We start from the raw sequence: 16,690 nt of genomic DNA, 5'->3' as shown, positions 1-16,690 counted from the left end.
AGCTCGGACATGACGACTGAGGCGACCGGAAGCGACGCGCTCTCGGGCCCGACCCTGGTGGGGGTCGCGGAGCTCGCCGGCGTCTCCCGCTCGACCGCGTCGCGGGTCATCAACGGATCTCCCAACGTCACCGAGGAGACGGTCGCCAGGGTCAACGAGGCGATCGCGCGGCTCGGCTACGTGCCCAACCGCGCTGCGCGCAGCCTCGTCCGTCGCCGCACCCAGACCATCGCGATGGTGATCCCCGAGCGCACCGCGGAGTTCTTCGCCGATCCGTACTTCGCCGAGGTCATCCAGGGTGCCGCGATGTACGCGTCGAGCACCGACTACTCCCTGACCCTGCTGATCGAGTCGGAGTCCGATCCCGCCAAGGCCCACCGGTTCCTGCGCCGCGGCAACGTCGACGGCGCGCTCGTGCTCTCGCACTACAGCGCGTCGTCGGACTACCTCGAGCTCTCGCGCTCGCTGCCGGTGGTGTTCGGTGTGCGGCCCGCCGGAGGCATCGACGCCGAGATCCACATCGTCGACGTCGACAACGACAGTGCCGCCGCCCTCGCGACGGAGCACCTCATCGAGACCGGCCGCACGCGCATCGCGACGATCTCGGGCCCGCAGTCGACCTCGGCCGGCCGGGAGCGGCAGCGGGGCTGGCACCGGGCGCTGGCGGACGCCGGACTCGGCGAGGCGGGGTGCGAGGAGGGTGACTACACGCCCGCCAGCGGAGCCGCGGCCATGGAGCGACTGCTCGCCGGAGCAGGCGGATTCGACGCCGTCTTCGCCGCCTCGGCCCAGATGGCCGCGGGTGCGCTCGAGGTGCTCTCGAGCCGGGGCATCCGGGTGCCCGAGGACGTGGCCGTGGCCACCATCGACAACAACGTCTTCACCACGACGACCACTCCGCCGCTCACGACTGTCGACCTGCACACGGCGGGCAAGGGGGCGACGATGGTGGCCACGCTCGAGCGGCTCATCCGGGGGGAGCACGTGGAGGCGATGACGCCGGTTCCGATCGAGCTCGTGCGGCGCGGATCGAGCTAGCCGGCCTTCAGCGACGCGACCATGCTGCGGAGCGCCGCGCGGGCCGCGGCCTGCTCGGTGGGAGTCAGGCTCTCGAGCATGCGCACTTCCACGGAGCGCACCGCTGCCGTCGCGGACTGCAGGCTCCTGCGTCCTCTGTCGGTCAGCCGGGCGGGGAGCGCTTTCCCGGCGGGCGCCTCGGCGGGGCGGATGACCTGGCCGTCCCGTTCCAGGGACTGCAGCAGGACGTTCATGGACTGGCGGGTGACGAAGGTGCCCCGCGCGAGCTCGGAGTTGGACAGTCCGGGCCGCTGGGAGAGGAGCTCGAGGCACGAGTAGTGCGTGATGGTCATGTTCAGGGGGCGCAGCACGGCCTCCATGGCGACGCGGAGGGCGCTCGAGGCCTCCTTGAGGAGATAGCCGAGCGAAGTGTCGAGGTCGATTCCGGCGTCGTCTTGACTCATGTCAGTATTCTGACATAGATTGACTCGTGTCAGAAAACTGACACAATTCGAAAGGAACACCGTGCCCGTCACCGGCCCCGACTTCATCTCCCTGCAGACCCGCGACCTCGCCGCCTCCCAGGCCTTCTACGAGCAGTACCTCGGACTCGTCCGCTCGCAGGCCGGCCCGCCCCACGCCGTCGTGTTCGAGACGACGCCGATCGCCTTCGCCCTGCGCGACCTCGTTGCAGGCACCGACCTCGACGCCGCCGAGCAGCCCGGCATCGGCGCGGCGATCTGGCTGCACGCCACCGACGTGCAGGAGATCCACGACGCGCTGGCGGCCGACGGTCACCCCATCGTCGCTGCTCCGATCGACGGCCCCTTCGGCCGCACCTTCACCTTCGCCGACCCGGACGGCTACCGCATCACCCTGCACGACCGCGCGTAGTCGGGCGATCCGGTCGCGCGCGGGCCGACCCGGGCTCGCCGGCGTCCACAGGAGGTGGGTCGAGCGGGTTATCGTTGATCGACACGTGTCAGTTCACCGCGCCGATGGCCGCGGTCTCAGCGAGAAACAGGACGACGATGACGGACGCCGCCCCCACGACACCTGCAGGCTGGTACCCGGATCCGGCCGTGGCGAACCAGCAGCGCTATTGGGACGGGGAGCGCTGGACCGAGCACGTGCATCCGCTCGCCCCGGCGGGAGCGTCGCAGCAGGCGCACGGCCAGCCGGGATCGGCTACGACGGGTGGGCCCGGCGGCCCGCAGCGCCCCAAGAAGAAGCGTCGCGGCCTCGTCATCGGCCTGGTGGCCGGAGGCGCGGCGCTCGCCGTGGGAGTGACCGCACTCTTCGTGTGGGGCATCCCGGCGCTCACCGGCCCGAAGCTCGTGACCGAGGAGGGCTGGGCCTACGCCTATGCGCCCTTGCTCGAAGACGTCGAGCCCGACCACACCTTCACCTTCCCGGCCGACTACGACCTCGAGGCGATGGCGCGCGAGAACGGCGACGAGTTCGACAACAGCTTCGCCTTCGAGGTGTTCACCGATGCGGCGCTGACGAAGCACGCCGACCTCTCCGCCTTCCAGTGGAAGGGAGAGATCGATGTCTCGCCCGACGCGCTGTCGACCGGGCGCTTCTACGCCGGCACCGGTCTCGGTTACGACGAGAGTCTCGAGCGCGAGTTCGAGTTCAACCCGGACGGCGGATTCTTCTGGGGCCTCAACGAGGAGTACTTCCTCGTGCAGAAGCTCGACCGTTCCGGCGAGCCCCTCGAGAAGCCCATCGTGCACCCCTTCACCATCGAACGCTCGCTCGCGGCACCCGAAGCGGTCTACACCGCCGACGAGAACGGCACGCTGCAGGTGAGCTGGGATCCCGTCGACGGGGCGACCGAATACCTCGTGACCGTCTCGTCCTGGGACGGGGACCGCCGGAGCGTCGACATCGTGGGCACCACGACCGAGACGTCGTGGTCTCCTCCGCTTCTCGACCCGTTCTCGGGTGAGGAGGTCGAGGTCGAGATCGCTCAGAACGAAGGCCTTCAGACCTACTCCATCTGGAGCGCCGCGCAGATCGCCGACGCCGGATCGAGCGGCACGGTCAACCCGCTCGACAACGACACGAGCGAGTACGAGTACGCCGTTGTCGCCACGGACGGCTCCCAGTTCTCGTCGACCATCTCGACCGACGCCGAGGCGGTCGCCGCCTCGCTGCCGAAGGAGATCCCCCTCGACGCGAAGGAGCAGCAGTTCCCGAACGGCCAGTGGGTCGACTCGCTCGACCAGATCCCCACCCGGTTCCTCTTCACATCCCTCGACGGTGCGACGAGGCAGACCGCCGGCTACATCGACCCCGCGATGGTCACGCCGGGCGACGAGACCTCCTGGCGCCTCGCCCTGATCGGGAAGGGCACGGCGCTGAGCTGGCCGGTGCGGCTGAACGCGCCCGATCGGGCGAGCGTCGATGCACAGATCGCCGCCTACAACACGCGCGTCGCCGCCGAGGCGCCGACGACCGGCATGCCGGAGATCTCGCTCGTGGCCGAAGGGGTCGACGCCGACTTCGACCAGTACACGCCCTCGACGGTCGCGCCTGACGTCGACTACCCCGTCTACGGCAGCAACGACTTCACCGAGTACCTCGCGGCCAACCTCGTCGCCCGCGAGGACGCCATCGACATCTCGGAGTTCCAGGACGCTCCGGGCATGCCGGAGCTCGACGACGCGATGGGCGAGGCGGTCTACCAGAACCCCTACGTGCTCGGCTACCGCGGCTACTCCGTGCGCGACGAGGTCGTCTACGTCAGCTACGCCAACGACCCCGACGAGACCGTGCGCCTGCAGGCCGAGGTCGATGCGGCGACCGCTGCGGCCGTGGCCTCCGTCGTGACCGAGGGGATGAGCGACGCCGAGAAGGCGACGGCTCTGAACGGCTGGCTGGTCGACACCGCGGAGTACGACACCCCGGCCTTCGAGGCCTCCTTCTTGAGCTACCCCGACGGGTTCGAGCACGCCTGGGACCCCAGCGGCGTGCTGCTGCCGGAGAACGGCAACGTCGGGGTCTGCGCGAGCTACGCCGCAGCGTACAAGGCGCTGCTCGACGAAGCGGGGCTCGAGAGCGTGGTCGTGACCGGAGACGTCTTCGACGGCGGCGGGCACGCGTGGAACAAGGTGAAGATCGACGGGCAGTGGCTGGCGGTCGACCCCACCTGGAACGACGGATCCGACCCGTCGGCCTACCTGCTCATCACCGACGGCGAGTTCGTCGACCAGGCGGCACGCGCCGAGAACACCGAGTGGATGGCGGACCTGCGGATCGCCGGCTACGCGACGCCGTAGCGGCGTCGCTGCTCACTCGCGGTGGGCGGCGGGCCAGATGCCGTGGCGGCCGGGCGAGAGGATGCCCTTCGGATCGACCGCGTCCTTGATGGCCTCGCAGAAGCGGCGGTAGGAGTGGTCGCCGAAGGAGAACTGCTCGGAGGCGAGATCCATGATGTCGAGGTGCGCCCGGTACTCGCCGTAGCCGAGCGTGCCGAAGTGCTCGACCATCTTCTTGAGGGTGTCGCGGGCGCGCCGCACCTGCGCCTCGTCGTCGAGCACGAGCGTGAGGTTGCAGATGAAGATGAGCGAGCGCTCGTTCGTGACCAGCACGCCGGCCGAGAGGTTCTCGTCGAGGTTCTCGCGGATGAACTCGCTCGCGAGCCGCTCGAACTCCACGACCTCCTTGCCGACGAGCGGGATGACGGGGGAGAACGCGAGGTGCCCGATGCCGGTGGGCACCGCGTTCATCATGTCCATGGTCGGGACTCCGGCGTGCACCTTCTCGGTGAAGCTCTCGAACGGGCCCCACTGATCCTTCGTGTAGGTGTGGTCGTGCACGATGCTCGAGCCCTCGATCGCGCCCCACGCCTCGGTGATCTTCGCGAGCTGGTGCTCCACCACGGGGCCGTCGCCCCAGAGGGCGGCGCGGAACCCCCAGCGACCGAGGCCCGAGTTGTCGGCGAGCTCCTGCAGCTGCTCCTCACTGAGCGCGCCCTTGCCGCCGAGGTACTCGCCGAGCTCGGGGAACTGCCAGGCGAGCGAGATGATGTTGTAGAAGCACGGCACACCGCGGAGCACGCCACTGAGACGGAGCTCCCGGATGATGTCGACCGCCTGCTCGAGCTGGTCGCCTCTCGGGATGGTGAGGTAGAGCGGTGCGTAGGCCTCCGGGCGGCGCATGAGCCAGTAGCCCATCCTGGTGACGATGCCGTAGTTCGACTGCACGAAGAGCGGATCGAGCACAGGGCCGAGCCCCCGCTTGTAGAGGTGCCACGACTTGTTGCCCGGCACGCCGCCCATCCCGGTGCGCAGCAGCTCGCCGTTCGCGAGCACGACCTCCATGCCCGTGGCGGCCTGGAAGTCCATGCCGTAGGGGAGGTATGTGCCGCCCGAGTCGAGAGTGTTCCCCACCACCGAGCCCCAGCCGATGTCGGGGATGCTCACGATGAGATCCTCGTTGCCCGAGGCCTCGAGCGCGTCGACGAGGTCGAACCAGCGCACGCCCGGCTCGACCACCGCGTAGGCGAGCTCCCGGTTGATCTCGAGCACCTTGTCCATGCGCCGGAAGCTCAGCAGGATCGAGCCCTTCACCCGCGGCGACGGGCCGCCGTAGCCGTTGTTGCGGCCCTGGGAGCTCGTCCAGATCGGCACGTCGGCGTCGCTCGCGATGCGCACGATCTGCTGCACCTGCTCGGTGCTCGTGGGGTAGACCACGGCGGAGGAGTCGTAGGTGCGGTCGCCCTGGTACCAGTAGGGGTCGCGGTACTCGTCGCGATCGGCGTCCTCGAGGTGCACGGCGTCGTCGCCGACGACCGCCACGAGGCGGCGGACGGTCTCGGCGGTGAGGGTGAACCCGGGGGTGGTGATGGTCATGGCGACTCCTTCGTCGTCGGTGCTGATGCGGGGCGTGCGGATGCGTCTGCGACGGGCTCCGCGTCGGGCGCGACGACGGGGTGGCGGTCGAAGGCGGCGCGGATGGCGTCGTGGCGGGCGCCGACCGCGTCCCACAGCTCGGGGTGGGTGATCGCGTAGAGCTCGTCGCCGCGGATGGCGCGGGTGGTGATGCGCCCCGCGTCGATCGGGTCGATCCAGCGGAGGCCGCTGTAGGCGGGGTCGTGCGAGATGTCGACGTCGGTGAGCCCGCCCTCGAGGCCGGCGGGGCGGTTGCGCGAGCTCGCCTTGATGTTCGTGCGCACAGGCCCGGGCGTGAGGATCGTGACGTGCACGTCGGAGCCCTCCTCGGCGAGTTCCACGGCCATCGTCTCGGTGAGGGCGGCGACGGCGAACTTGGTGGCGGAGTAGGCGCCGAGTCCCGGGTTGATCGAGAACATCGCGTTGGAGGCGGTGTTGACGATGTGACCGCCGCGCTCGTTCGCGCGGAGCAGGGGCAGGAAGGTCGTGACGCCGTGCACGACGCCCCAGAGGTTGACGTCGATCATCCAGCGCCAGTCGGCGAGCGTGAGGTCCGCCACGCGGGCGAGCGGGCCGATGCCGGCGTTGTTCACCACGATGTCGACGCGGCCGAACCGCTCGAGCGTCGCCGCCGCGAGGGACTCGACGCTCTTGGCGCTCGTGACGTCGACGTGCAGCGCGACCGCTCCGATCTCGGCCGCGGCGGTCTCGCAGACGTCGTGCTGCACGTCGGCGATCACCACCTCCGCCCCCTCGGCGATGAGCTGCTCGGCGATGCCGCGGCCGATCCCGGAGGCGCCGCCCGTGACCACGGCGACCGCGCCCTCGATCCGGGTCATGCGGCCGCTCCCGCCATCCGGTGCGTGCTGCGGATGAGTGCCATCGCGTACCCCCGATCGCGGGGGCGCCGATGCCCCCTCGTCGCGCCCACCGTACGAACCGTCCAGCACGCCCGTCAACGACACAGTTGCGGGGAACTACCCCGGATTCGCGGTCGTTGCCGCGCGGGCGCCTACTTGAGGAGGCGGGAGAGGACGCGGTCGGCGAGGGGCTTGCCCCCGGTCTGGCAGGTGGGGCAGTACTGCAGGGAGGAGTCGGCGTAGGTGACCTGGCGCACCGTGTCGCCGCAGACTGGGCAGGGCTCGCCGGTGCGGCCGTGCACCTGGAGGTTCGACTTCTTCTCGCGCTTGAGCTCGCTCGCGGCGAGGCCGTCGGCGCGAGCGACCGCGTCTCGGAGGGTGGACTGCAGCGACGCGTAGAGCGCGGCGGTCTCGGGCGCGGTCATGGCGGCTGGCTTGAAGGGCGACATGCGGGCGGCGTGCAGGATCTCGTCGGAGTACGCGTTGCCGATGCCCGCGATGAGGGACTGGTTGCGCAGCACCCCCTTGATCTGGGCGCGGCCGGCCCCCGCGAGAATGCCGGCGAAGACCTCCTCGGTGAAGGCCGGGTCGAGCGGATCGGGCCCGAGCCGGGCGATGCCGGGGACGTCGGCCGGATCGCGCACGAGCGAGATCGCGAGGCTCTTCTTGGTGCCCGCTTCGGTGATGTCGAGACCCGATCCCGCCGCGAGCCCGTTACCGCCTTCGAGCACGAGGCGGGCGGCGAGCGGACCGCGCGAGGGTGTGCCGGTGGGGGGTGGAGGAGGGCCGTCGCGCCAGCGGATCCAGCCGGCCCGCGCCAGGTGGATGACGAGATGGAGGCCGCCGATCTCGAGATCGAGGAACTTGCCGTGCCGGCGGACCCCCTCGACGGTCTCGCCGCTGAGAGCCGACAGCGGCGGGTCGAACGTCTTGACCGCCGCGAACGAGACCGCTTGGAACGTCTCGACCACGTGTGCGCGCAGGCGCCCGCCCAGGTCGGTGACCAGGGCTTCGACTTCGGGCAGTTCGGGCACGCATCCAGTCTGCGCCCGGCCGCCGACATCCGCTCGCGTTCGCCTGGCGTTCACCTGGTGTTCGGCGCAGATCGCCACACTGCGGTCGACGCCTCTCGGCGTGCGAAAGGGCCCCCATGCGAAACCACTGGCGGAAGAACGCCGCGCTCCTCGTCTCGACCGCTCTCGCGGTCCCGCTCCTGGCGGCGCTGTCGCCGCTGGGCGCCTCGACGGCCTCCGCCGCGGGCGTTCCCGTGGCTGACTCGAGGGCAGCCTCCGGGGCAGCAGACATCCGCATCAACGAGATCGAGTCCGACGGCGACGCCGTGGGCGACTGGGTGGAGTTCACGAACACCGGATCCGCCGCGGTCGACGTCTCGGGCTGGATCGTGCGCGACGACAACGACGGGCGCACCGACGCGCTGCCTGCCGGTTCCGTCATCCAGCCGGGAGGCTTCCTCTCGTTCGGCGACCCCGAGATGACGTTCGGCCTCGGCCGCGCCGACACCGTGCGGCTCTACCTGGCCGACGGCGCGACCCTCGTCGACTCCTGGGCCTGGACCCAGCACGCGCCCACGAGCTACGGCCGTTGCCCCGACGGTGTGGGCGAGTTCATCGCCACCGTGTCGCCCACCCGCGGCGGCGCGAACGACTGCACCCTCGACCCCTCCGCGGTCGTGCGCATCAACGAGGTCGAGTCCTCCGGCGGCACGCCCGGCGACTGGATCGAGCTCATGAACATCGGCTCCGTTCCGGTGGATGCGTCGGGCCTCGTGCTGAAGGACGACAACGACTCGCGCTCGCTGCAGGTGCCCGCAGGCACCGTCATCCCGGCGGGCGGATTCGCCGCTGTCGACGTCGACGTCGAGGGCGGCTTCGGCCTCGGCGGCGCCGACACCGCGCGCGTCTTCAGCGCCGACGGCGCGACCCTCGTCGACGCCACCAGCTGGACCTCCCACGCCGCCACCACCTCCGGCCGCTGCCCCGACGGCTCGGGCGAGTTCGTGCTCACCGAGAGCGCCACGAAGGCCGCCGCCAACGACTGCGCCCCCGTCGTGGTTCCGGGCGACGCCGTGCGCATCAACGAGGTCGAGTCTTCGGGCGGCACGCCCGGCGACTGGATCGAGCTCGTCAACCCGACGGCCGACGCGGTCGACCTGAGCGGCTGGATCGTCAAGGACAACGACGACAATCACGCGGCGGCCCTGCCGGCCGGCACCACGATCGCCGCCGGTGCCTACCTGTCGATCGACGAGAGCACTCTCGGCTACGGCCTCGGATCGGCCGACTCGGTGCGCCTCTACGCCCCCGACGGCGTGACGCTCATCGACTCCCACACCTGGAACGGCCACGCCGCCACGACCTACGGCCGCTGCCCGGATGCCACGGGCGAGTTCACCACCACGACCTCGCCCACGAAGGGCGCGCCGAACGACTGCAGCGCTCCCGTGCGCATCAACGAGATTGAGTCCTCCGGCGGAACGCCCGGCGACTGGGTGGAGCTGAAGAACAACGGCGCCGGCGCCGTCGATGTCTCGGGCTTCGTGCTGAAGGACAGTGACGACACCCACGCCGTCGTGCTCCCCGCCGGCACGAGCATCGCGGCGGGCGGCTACCTTGCGGTCGATGTCGAGGCCGGTGACACGGGCTACGGCCTCGGCGCCAACGACTCGGTGCGGCTGTTCGCCGCCGACGGCACGACGCTCGTCGACTCGCACACCTGGGCGGGCCACGCCGCCACGACCTACGGCCGCTGCCCCGACGGCACCGGACCGTTCGCGGTGACGACCGCCGCGACGAAGGGCGCCACCAACGCCTGCGAGGGCGACCTCGTGACGCTGCCCTGGCCCGGCGGTGTGTCGATCGAGACCGCCGACGAGGCGGGGTACTTCGGCACCAACATGAGCGGACTCGCCTACCAGGCTTCCAGCACGGCACCGTCGACGGTGGAAGAGGGCACGCTCTGGGCCGTGAAGAACGGGCCAGGCACCCTCTACCGTCTCGACTGGACCGGATCGGCGTGGGCGCCTACGGCCGAGGCCGGCTGGGCGGCGGGCACACCGCTGCACTACGCCGACGGCACGGGCGACGTCGATGCTGAGGGCGTCGCATTCACCTCGGCCGGGCCCGCGGGCGGAGTCTTCGTGTCGAGCGAGCGCGACAACTCGGTGTCGGGCACGAGCCGGCCCGCGGTGCTGCGCTACGACGTGGCGAGTGCCGTCTCCGGTGCGGGCCTGTCCGCCTCGATGGAGTGGAACCTCGCCGCCGACCTGCCGGTCGTGGGAGCGAACGCGGGGCTCGAGGGCATCGCCTGGGTTCCGGATGCCGAGCTCGTGGAGAAGGGCTTCGTCGACGAGCGCACGAACACGCTCTACGACCCGGCGCTGTACCCCGGCCACGGCGAGGGCCTCTTCTTCGTGGCGCTCGAGGCGAACGGAACGGTCTACGCCTACGCGCTCGACCAGGCGACCGGTGGTCACGACCGCGTGGCCACCATCTCGAGCGGCTTCACGGGAGTGATGGAGCTCGAGTGGGATGCGGAGCGTTCGGAACTGTGGGCGGTCTGCGATGACACCTGCGACGGCCGCAGCGCACTGCTCGACGTGGCGGGCGCTTCTGCGGGTGCTGCCGGCGGTCGGTTCGCGGTGACCGAGGTGCTCGAGCGGCCCGCGGGCATGCCGAACCTCAACAACGAGGGGTTCGCGCTCGCGCCCCAGTCGCAGTGCGTCGACGGATCGAAGACCGCATTCTGGTCCGACGACAACGGCACCGACGGGCACGCCCTGCGCACCGGCACTGTGGAGTGCGCGGAGGCGCCGGTGGACCCGACTGACCCGACCGATCCCACCGACCCGACCGATCCGGGTGAACCGACCCTCCCCACAGACCCCCCGGTTCCGCCGACCCCGGTCGACCCGGCGCCGACCGGACCGGGCACCCCCGTGGTGACCGGGCCGCAGCCGGTCGACGGCAGCGCCCTCACCGAGGGCTCGCGCGGTTCGGTGGCGGTTGTCGCCACTGCGCAGGCGGGGCAGTCGGTGGTGGTCACCGTGGGCACGGCCCACGCGGGTGAGCAGGTCGACGTGTGGCTGCACTCGTCGCCGATCAACCTCGGCCGCCACGTGGTCTCGGCGGCGGGCACGGTCTCGGTCACCATCCCGGCCTCGGCTCCCCTCGGGGCTCACCGCGTCGCGGTCGTCGGCGTCGACGGCGCGCTCATCGGCTGGGCGGACATCACGATCACCGCGGCGTCGAGCACACCGACAGGAACGCTCGCCTCCACCGGAGCCGAACCGCTGGTCCCGGCGGGCGTCGCGGCCGCCCTGCTCCTCGCCGGACTCTCGGGTCTCGCGATCCGCCGACGGCGCACGGTGTGACGCAGGTCTGACCCACCTCGCACACGGCTCCGCAGCAGCGGCCCGCTCCTCCGCTCCGGCGAGAGAGAGCGGGCCGTTTCGGCGGTCAGGGCAGGCGACGGAGGCTGTTCTCGGGGTCGATGCGCTCGAGGAGGGTCTCCATGATGGTGTCGAGCTGCGCGACCTGCTCGGGGGTGAGGGCGTCGATCACGTGCTCGCGCACGTTCTCCACGTGTCCGGGGGCGGTCGCGACGACCTTCTCGAAGCCGGCGTCGGTGAGGTGGGCGTTGGTGGCGCGCCGGTCGCCGGGGCAGGGGAGGCGCTCCACGAAGCCGCGGGCCTCGAGGCGGCTCACCACGTGGGAGAGGCGGGGGAGCGTGGAGTTGGTGGTGGCGGCGAGGGCCGTCATCCGCAGCACCCGTCCGTCGGTCTCGGAGAGCTTCGCGAGCACGATGTACTCGAAGTGCGTGAGCTGGGCGTCTCGCTGGAGCTGTGAGTCGAGCACGGCGGGCAGGAGTTCGACGACGGCCTCGAGGCGGATCCACGCCCGCAGCTGCTCAGCCGTCAACCACCGCGCCCCGTCCATCCTCCGAGTCTAGATCCCTTGTCGGAACAACCATTCAGTCGATCCGGGAAGCCGGCTGTCCCGGGTCAGTCGCGGGCGATTCCGCGCAGCTCCCACTGGCGCACCCGCCCCGAGCGGGTGGCGGCGCAGGTGCTCAGCAGGGGCTCCGACAGGTGCTCGGCGAGCTCGACGGTGATGGGCCCCGCCGCATCGCCCAGCCGCACCGTCCAGTGCGCCGCCCCCAGGACGGGATCGCCGTCTCCGTGCCAGCGCTCGTCGAGTGGGGGATAGGCGTCGAGCCCGTCGTCGCCGAACTCCTCGCGTGCGAAGTGCTGCGCGGCCTGCACGGGGTGGGTGAGCGAGCTGCGACCGCGGTAGAACTCGTCCACCACCCGCCCGTCGAGATACGCCTCGGCCACGTGCGCGGCATCCGCATCGTCGACCTTGCCGTAGTAGAGGCCGTGCGGGAAGAGCACCATCGTTCCCGCGAACCGGTCGCCGCCGAGGTGCGAGCACTCCCAGGTCTCGTCGGGGAACGCCTCGGCCAGCCGGGTGACCACCTGCCGGCCCCGCACGGCGCAGCACTGGTCGTGCCGGGCATGGGCGCAGACGGCGAACAGCGGCCGCTCCGAGACCGCGCCCGTCGACCCGTCGAGCGGCACCTCGAGCAGCTCGGCGGGGGAGCCGACCTCGCCCCAGCGCACCACCTCGTGGCCGGGACGGGAGTCGACGAAGGCCCAGCGCCACGTGGTCTGCGCCTCGCGACGACCGGTGCGGCGGATGGCGAGCGGTCGCATCCCGGCCGCCTCGATGCGCGTCACGAGCGCACGCCCCAGCTCGGTGTCGAACGGCGGATCGAGGAACGCCCGCGTGCCCCAGGCGCCCGAGATCTCGACCAGGAACCACTGCAGCCCGCGCGACCCGGTGGCCACGAGCGGATCGTCGCGCTCGCGAGCGCGATCGCTGCACGGCCGCCACTCGATGGTCACGCCGCAGCTCTCACGCCGGCACCAGGATGCCCTCGCGCAGCAACCGGCGCACCACCACCACGGCGTCGGCGTCGTCGAGCCCCGGCAGTTCGGCGAGCGGCACGGGGCCGCCCTCGTGCAGCCGGCGCACGGCGGCCTCGGTCTCTCCCGGGAGCGTGAGCGACTTCGAGGGCGTGATTATCCGCACCTTTCCGGATGCGCCGTCGTCACCGGGCAGCGACTCGACGCGAGCGGCGAGCGATCCCCGCCACCGCACCACCGAGGCCGCCCCGAGCGACGCGATCGCATCGATCGTGGCGAGCGGAGCGACGGGTTCGGGCCGAGTCGCCTCGGCGAATCTGCGTGCGAGCGTGCGGGAGACCAGAGCATCCTGGGCATCAGCGCCAGCACCGGCACCGGAGTCAGCGGCTGGGCTCACGCGCGTGCCGCCACCGGTGAGCGCCGCCACCATCTCGCCCACGACCTGCTCGACGACAGGCCGCACAGCCTCTGCATCGGCCCAGTCGACCCCGAGCGGCAGCGACTCACGGAGCGACTCGTGCGCGCCGAGCGTCGAGACCAGAGCCCGCACCACATCGGCCCGCGTGTACGCCGACATTCCCACGGTGAGGTGCACGGAGGTGCCGCCGAGCGCCGTCGCCGAGTGGATCCAGCCGCGCGGCAGGTAGAGCGCGTCGCCCGGCCGCAGCACAGCGTCGATCACGGGCTCGCCGAGCGCCGCTTCGGCGACGGCGGCCTTGTGGTCGGTCCACGGCTGGTCGCGGAGCGGATCCGGGTGCACGGGAGCGTGGATGCGCCAGTGCTTCTCGCCGGCGATCTGCAGCACGAACACGTCGTGCACGTCGTAGTGGGGGTCGAAGCCGCGGGACGACGCCGGAGTCACATACGCGTTCACCTGCGCCGGATGCCCGATGTCGTCGACAAGGCGCCTCGTGAAGTCGATCAGCGGGGGCCACACGCGGTGCAGCCCCTGCAGCACGATGGTGGCTCCGGCCGCGAACTCGGCGAGCACCTTCTCCGAGCTCACCTGGTCGCCGACCTCGGCGCCGAAGCCCCCGGAGGCGGTGAACGAGGCGGGCGGCAGCACCGATCCTTCGTGCGCCATGCGGATGAAGGGGGTGCGGAGGCCGCGCTCCCGCACGAGTTCGTCGACCGCCGAGGCGCTGAACAGGTCGGAGAAGTCGGCGTGCAGGCCCGAGGCGGGCGAGAGCAGCGCCCGGCGCCCCCAGTACTCCGCAGCGAAGGTGTCGGGGGAGACGTCTATGCAGCGCGACAGCGCGGGCCGGGCGTCGGTGTCACCCGATCCCGGCCCGCCCGTCGTTCCGCGCACGGAATCGAGTGTCACGCCGAGCCGTCGGCCCCGCCGTCGTGGCCACCGGGGTTGGCTCCGCCGTCGGCCGGACCCTCTCCCTCGTCGGCCGAGCCGTCGGCTCCGCCGTCGTGGCCGTCGGGGTTGGCTCCGCCGTCGGCCGGGCCCTCGCCGCCGGCAGCCGAGCCGTCGGCTCCGCCGTCGTGCCCGCCCGGGTTCGCTCCGCCGTCGGCGGTCCCCTCGCCGCCCGCGGCGGCGTCGGTCGTGATGTCGTCGTCGTCGATTGCCATCTGATCTCCTCTCACAGGGCGGCTCGATGCCGTCGCTCGAAGCGTACGCCCGGCCCCCGACCGCCCGCATCCTCTCCCTGTCGCATCCGGGTAGGACGACCGAGGGCGTCGTGCATCGGGTCGGTGCACCGTGCTCGGGCCGGGTACAGGCCGGCGCAGTACCGTGGCGACATGCGCGCGCTCACTCATTCCTCCTTCGGCGAAGCCACCGATGTCCTCGAGGTCACCGACCTCCCTCTGCCCGAACCCGGTGCGGGAGAGGTGCGCGTGCGCACCGTGCTGTCGCCCATCCACAACCACGATCTGTGGACCATCCGCGGGACCTACGGCTTCAAGCCGTCGCTGCCGGCGGCATCCGGAACCGAGGCCGTCGGGGTGGTCGACGCGCTCGGCGAGGGCGTGACGTCGCTGCGGGTCGGCCAGCGCGTCGTCACGGGCGGAACCTTCGGCGTGTGGGCGGAGCACTTCGTGGCGAGGGCCGCCGGTCTCATCCCGGTGCCCGATGGCATCGCCGACGAGACCGCGGCGCAGCTCATCTCGATGCCCTTCAGCGCTCTCAGCCTGCTCGACCACCTCGGCGTCTCGCCCGGCGACTGGATCGTGCAGAATACGGCGAACGGTGCGGTCGGCCGGCTCGTGGCCCGGTTCGGCGCGCTCCGTGGAGTGCGCGTGCTCGGACTGGTGCGCCGCGACGCCGGTGTCGACGAGCTCGCGGCCATCGGCATCCATGACGTGGTCTCGACCGAGAGCGCGGGCTGGGAGAAGGCCGCGGCGGCGGTGCTCGACGGCGGCAGCCCCGTGGCGGCGGTCGACTCCGTCGGTGGCAGCGCGTCGGCCGACCTGCTCGGGCTGCTGGGAGAGGGCGGCACTCTCGTGTCGTTCGGCGCCATGGGATCGGGCGACCTGCAGATCTCGTCCGGTGCCCTCATCTTCAAGGACGTCACGGTCAAGGGCTTCTGGGGCAGCCGCGTGAGCCGGGAGATGGATGCCGCCAAGCGCTCGGCGCTGTTCGGTGAGCTCTTCGAGCGCGTCGGCTCCGGCCAGGTGGAGCTGCCGGTCGAGGCGGTGTTCCCGTTCGAGGAGGCTCGCGAGGCGGCGGCGGCCAGTGCGGCTCCCGGCCGCGCCGGCAAGATCCTCCTCCGCTTCTGACCTCAGCCGCGGTCGGGAGCCCTCAGGCGCAGACGCGGGCCCGACGCTCCTCGAAGGCGACGACGTCGCCGGGGTGCAGCTGGCGGCCACGTCGGAGGTCGACCTCGCCGTTCACCGTGATGTCGCCGTCGGCGATGGCCTCCTTCACGGTTCCGCCGCTGTCGAGAAGGCCCGCGAACTTCACGAACTGGCCGAGGCGGATCATCTCTCCGCCGATGGAGACGTCGTCGATCGGACCGGGGTTCGTCATGCTGGAATGCTAGCCGTCGTCGCGGGGCCCGGAGGTGGCATCCGCCACCCCTAGGCGGCCCGGGCGCCCGGGCGTAGCGTGAAATTTCTCACCCACCGATTGGAGCACCCATGACCGGCACCGACTTCGAGACCCTGGCCGACCTGCTCGACGACTTCCCGCTCACGATGATCGTGACCCTCGACGACGCCGGGCACCCGGTGTCGCAGCCGTTCGCCATGCAGCAGCACCACCGGTTCGACGGCGACCTCTGGTTCCTCGTCAGCGCCGAGTCCTCGACGGCGATCCGGCTCGAGAAGAGCCCTGTCGTGAACCTGGCCTTCAGCTCGAACGACTCCTGGGTCTCGGTCACCGGGCACGCCGAGCTCACCACCGAGCAGAGCTACATCGACGAGATGTGGGACCCGAGCGTGGAGGCCTGGTTCCCCGGGGGTCGCACCGATCCCTCCGTGCGCGCGCTGATCGTGCACGCCGACTCGGCGGAGTACTGGGACACCCCCGGCTCCACGCTCGCCACGGTGTTCAGCTTCGTGAAGTCGAAGGTCACGGGCGCGCCGATGGACATCGAGAACGAGAAGATCGACCTGTAGCGCGGGCTACCTCCGGAGGCGGATGGCGGCCGCACCTCTGGCCGTGGAGGGGTCGACAGGATGACCCTGCTGCAGCCACTCGACGAGGTCACGGTCGGCGAGGCGGCGGGCAGCTCGGCGCACCTGCTCCCGGTGGCCGTGGGCGGCACCGGCCGATGGGCCCGGGACGTCGTCGAGTTCCAGGGTCGCTCCGCCGGGTCGGCGGTGGAGGGCATCGAGGATCGTCTTCTCGAGTTCGAGGTCGCCGGCCGTGACGCCGCGCCGCCGGCACCCGGTGGAGCAGTAGCGCACGTCGTCCCATGATCGCGCCCACTTGGCCCGCCACTCGATGGTCCGCCCGCAGGAAGCGCAGACCTTCGGCGGATGCTCGGGAGTGCTCGATCGTGCCATGGTCATAACCA

At 71.3% G+C, this 16,690-nt stretch carries 16 protein-coding genes; 6 read left to right on the top strand and 10 right to left on the bottom strand.

The annotated features are described in order from the left end of the window. Window positions 1-9 precede the first annotated feature (9 nt). On the top strand, window positions 10-1,038 hold the full coding sequence (locus tag N1028_RS01865; protein ID WP_259525063.1) for a LacI family DNA-binding transcriptional regulator: 1,029 nt from the start codon (window positions 10-12) through the stop codon (window positions 1,036-1,038). Here N1028_RS01865 and N1028_RS01860 read toward each other — a convergent pair. After that, a complete protein-coding gene (locus N1028_RS01860) occupies window positions 1,035-1,481 on the bottom strand; it encodes a MarR family winged helix-turn-helix transcriptional regulator (RefSeq protein WP_259525062.1) in 447 nt (148 codons plus the stop codon). The genes N1028_RS01865 and N1028_RS01860 overlap by 4 nt on opposite strands. 61 nt (window positions 1,482-1,542) lie before the next feature. On the opposite strand from N1028_RS01860, the gene N1028_RS01855 reads away from it, so the two are divergent. Continuing rightward, entirely contained in the window at window positions 1,543-1,911 is a 369-nt protein-coding gene (locus N1028_RS01855; RefSeq protein ID WP_259525061.1) for a VOC family protein, read from the top strand. Between the two features lie 137 nt (window positions 1,912-2,048). After that, on the top strand, window positions 2,049-4,304 hold the full coding sequence (locus N1028_RS01850) for a DUF2510 domain-containing protein (RefSeq protein WP_259525060.1): 2,256 nt from the start codon (window positions 2,049-2,051) through the stop codon (window positions 4,302-4,304). Between the two features lie 12 nt (window positions 4,305-4,316). Here N1028_RS01850 and N1028_RS01845 read toward each other — a convergent pair whose 3' ends face one another. The 3 genes from N1028_RS01845 to N1028_RS01835 form a co-directional block, all read right to left on the bottom strand. Beyond that, window positions 4,317-5,879, bottom strand: a complete 1,563-nt coding sequence (locus N1028_RS01845; protein ID WP_259525059.1) for an FAD-binding oxidoreductase — start codon at window positions 5,877-5,879, stop codon at window positions 4,317-4,319. Then, window positions 5,876-6,757, bottom strand: a complete 882-nt coding sequence (locus N1028_RS01840) for an SDR family NAD(P)-dependent oxidoreductase (protein WP_259525058.1) — start codon at window positions 6,755-6,757, stop codon at window positions 5,876-5,878. Before N1028_RS01840 ends, N1028_RS01845 begins: the two co-directional genes overlap by 4 nt. A 173-nt stretch (window positions 6,758-6,930) precedes the next feature. Further along, complete coding sequence (locus N1028_RS01835) at window positions 6,931-7,812, bottom strand: Fpg/Nei family DNA glycosylase (protein WP_259525055.1); 882 nt, start codon at window positions 7,810-7,812, stop codon at window positions 6,931-6,933. 116 nt (window positions 7,813-7,928) lie between these two features. Between N1028_RS01835 and N1028_RS01830 the strand changes: the two genes are divergently transcribed. Next, the gene (locus tag N1028_RS01830; protein ID WP_259525054.1) at window positions 7,929-11,168 is read left to right on the top strand and encodes a lamin tail domain-containing protein; all 3,240 of its coding nucleotides are present in this window, start codon (window positions 7,929-7,931) and stop codon (window positions 11,166-11,168) included. An 85-nt stretch (window positions 11,169-11,253) separates the two neighbouring features. Here N1028_RS01830 and N1028_RS01825 read toward each other — a convergent pair whose 3' ends face one another. From N1028_RS01825 to N1028_RS01810, 4 genes are all read right to left on the bottom strand, one after another. Further along, window positions 11,254-11,733 carry a MarR family winged helix-turn-helix transcriptional regulator gene (locus N1028_RS01825; protein ID WP_259525053.1) on the bottom strand — a complete coding sequence of 160 codons (480 nt, stop codon included), beginning with the start codon at window positions 11,731-11,733 and terminating at the stop codon, window positions 11,254-11,256. Between the two features lie 65 nt (window positions 11,734-11,798). Beyond that, complete coding sequence (locus N1028_RS01820) at window positions 11,799-12,701, bottom strand: ferredoxin family protein (protein ID WP_259525052.1); 903 nt, start codon at window positions 12,699-12,701, stop codon at window positions 11,799-11,801. Between the two features lie 10 nt (window positions 12,702-12,711). Then, window positions 12,712-14,046 (bottom strand): cupin domain-containing protein, encoded by a 1,335-nt coding sequence (locus tag N1028_RS01815; RefSeq protein ID WP_259525051.1) that lies wholly within the window; start codon window positions 14,044-14,046, stop codon window positions 12,712-12,714. Next, on the bottom strand, window positions 14,043-14,300 hold the full coding sequence (locus N1028_RS01810) for a BatC protein (protein WP_259525050.1): 258 nt from the start codon (window positions 14,298-14,300) through the stop codon (window positions 14,043-14,045). The genes N1028_RS01815 and N1028_RS01810 overlap by 4 nt, the downstream gene beginning before the upstream one ends. 171 nt (window positions 14,301-14,471) lie before the next feature. On the opposite strand from N1028_RS01810, the gene N1028_RS01805 reads away from it, so the two are divergent. Further along, window positions 14,472-15,449 (top strand): zinc-binding dehydrogenase, encoded by a 978-nt coding sequence (locus N1028_RS01805; RefSeq protein WP_259525049.1) that lies wholly within the window; start codon window positions 14,472-14,474, stop codon window positions 15,447-15,449. A 22-nt stretch (window positions 15,450-15,471) separates the two neighbouring features. Here the strand turns inward: N1028_RS01805 and N1028_RS01800 are convergent, their stop codons facing one another. Beyond that, on the bottom strand, window positions 15,472-15,699 hold the full coding sequence (locus tag N1028_RS01800; protein ID WP_259525048.1) for an RNA-binding S4 domain-containing protein: 228 nt from the start codon (window positions 15,697-15,699) through the stop codon (window positions 15,472-15,474). A 110-nt stretch (window positions 15,700-15,809) separates the two neighbouring features. On the opposite strand from N1028_RS01800, the gene N1028_RS01795 reads away from it, so the two are divergent. Then, a complete protein-coding gene (locus N1028_RS01795) occupies window positions 15,810-16,289 on the top strand; it encodes a pyridoxamine 5'-phosphate oxidase family protein (RefSeq protein WP_259525047.1) in 480 nt (159 codons plus the stop codon). Between the two features lie 6 nt (window positions 16,290-16,295). Here the strand turns inward: N1028_RS01795 and N1028_RS01790 are convergent, their stop codons facing one another. Then, a complete protein-coding gene (locus tag N1028_RS01790; RefSeq protein WP_259525330.1) occupies window positions 16,296-16,679 on the bottom strand; it encodes a DUF2256 and DUF3253 domain-containing protein in 384 nt (127 codons plus the stop codon). Window positions 16,680-16,690 lie beyond the last annotated feature (11 nt).

Source organism: Herbiconiux oxytropis (assembly GCF_024979315.1).
GTDB classification, from domain to species: Bacteria; Actinomycetota; Actinomycetes; order Actinomycetales; family Microbacteriaceae; genus Herbiconiux; species Herbiconiux oxytropis.
This window is presented reverse-complemented; position numbering and strand designations above follow the sequence as displayed.

Bases quoted from the DNA above. Each gene is read 5' to 3' on its own strand.
- N1028_RS01840 (WP_259525058.1), bottom strand. From the start codon at position 6,757: ATGACCCGGATCGAGGGCGCGGTCGCCGTGGTCACGGGCGGCGCCTCC.
- N1028_RS01825 (WP_259525053.1), bottom strand. From the start codon at position 11,733: ATGGACGGGGCGCGGTGGTTGACGGCTGAGCAGCTGCGGGCGTGGATC.
- N1028_RS01850 (WP_259525060.1), top strand. From the start codon at position 2,049: ATGACGGACGCCGCCCCCACGACACCTGCAGGCTGGTACCCGGATCCG.
- N1028_RS01790 (WP_259525330.1), bottom strand. From the start codon at position 16,679: ATGGCACGATCGAGCACTCCCGAGCATCCGCCGAAGGTCTGCGCTTCC.
- N1028_RS01810 (WP_259525050.1), bottom strand. From the start codon at position 14,300: ATGGCAATCGACGACGACGACATCACGACCGACGCCGCCGCGGGCGGC.
- N1028_RS01860 (WP_259525062.1), bottom strand. From the start codon at position 1,481: ATGAGTCAAGACGACGCCGGAATCGACCTCGACACTTCGCTCGGCTAT.
- N1028_RS01800 (WP_259525048.1), bottom strand. From the start codon at position 15,699: ATGACGAACCCCGGTCCGATCGACGACGTCTCCATCGGCGGAGAGATG.
- N1028_RS01805 (WP_259525049.1), top strand. From the start codon at position 14,472: ATGCGCGCGCTCACTCATTCCTCCTTCGGCGAAGCCACCGATGTCCTC.
- N1028_RS01795 (WP_259525047.1), top strand. From the start codon at position 15,810: ATGACCGGCACCGACTTCGAGACCCTGGCCGACCTGCTCGACGACTTC.
- N1028_RS01830 (WP_259525054.1), top strand. From the start codon at position 7,929: ATGCGAAACCACTGGCGGAAGAACGCCGCGCTCCTCGTCTCGACCGCT.
- N1028_RS01865 (WP_259525063.1), top strand. From the start codon at position 10: ATGACGACTGAGGCGACCGGAAGCGACGCGCTCTCGGGCCCGACCCTG.
- N1028_RS01845 (WP_259525059.1), bottom strand. From the start codon at position 5,879: ATGACCATCACCACCCCCGGGTTCACCCTCACCGCCGAGACCGTCCGC.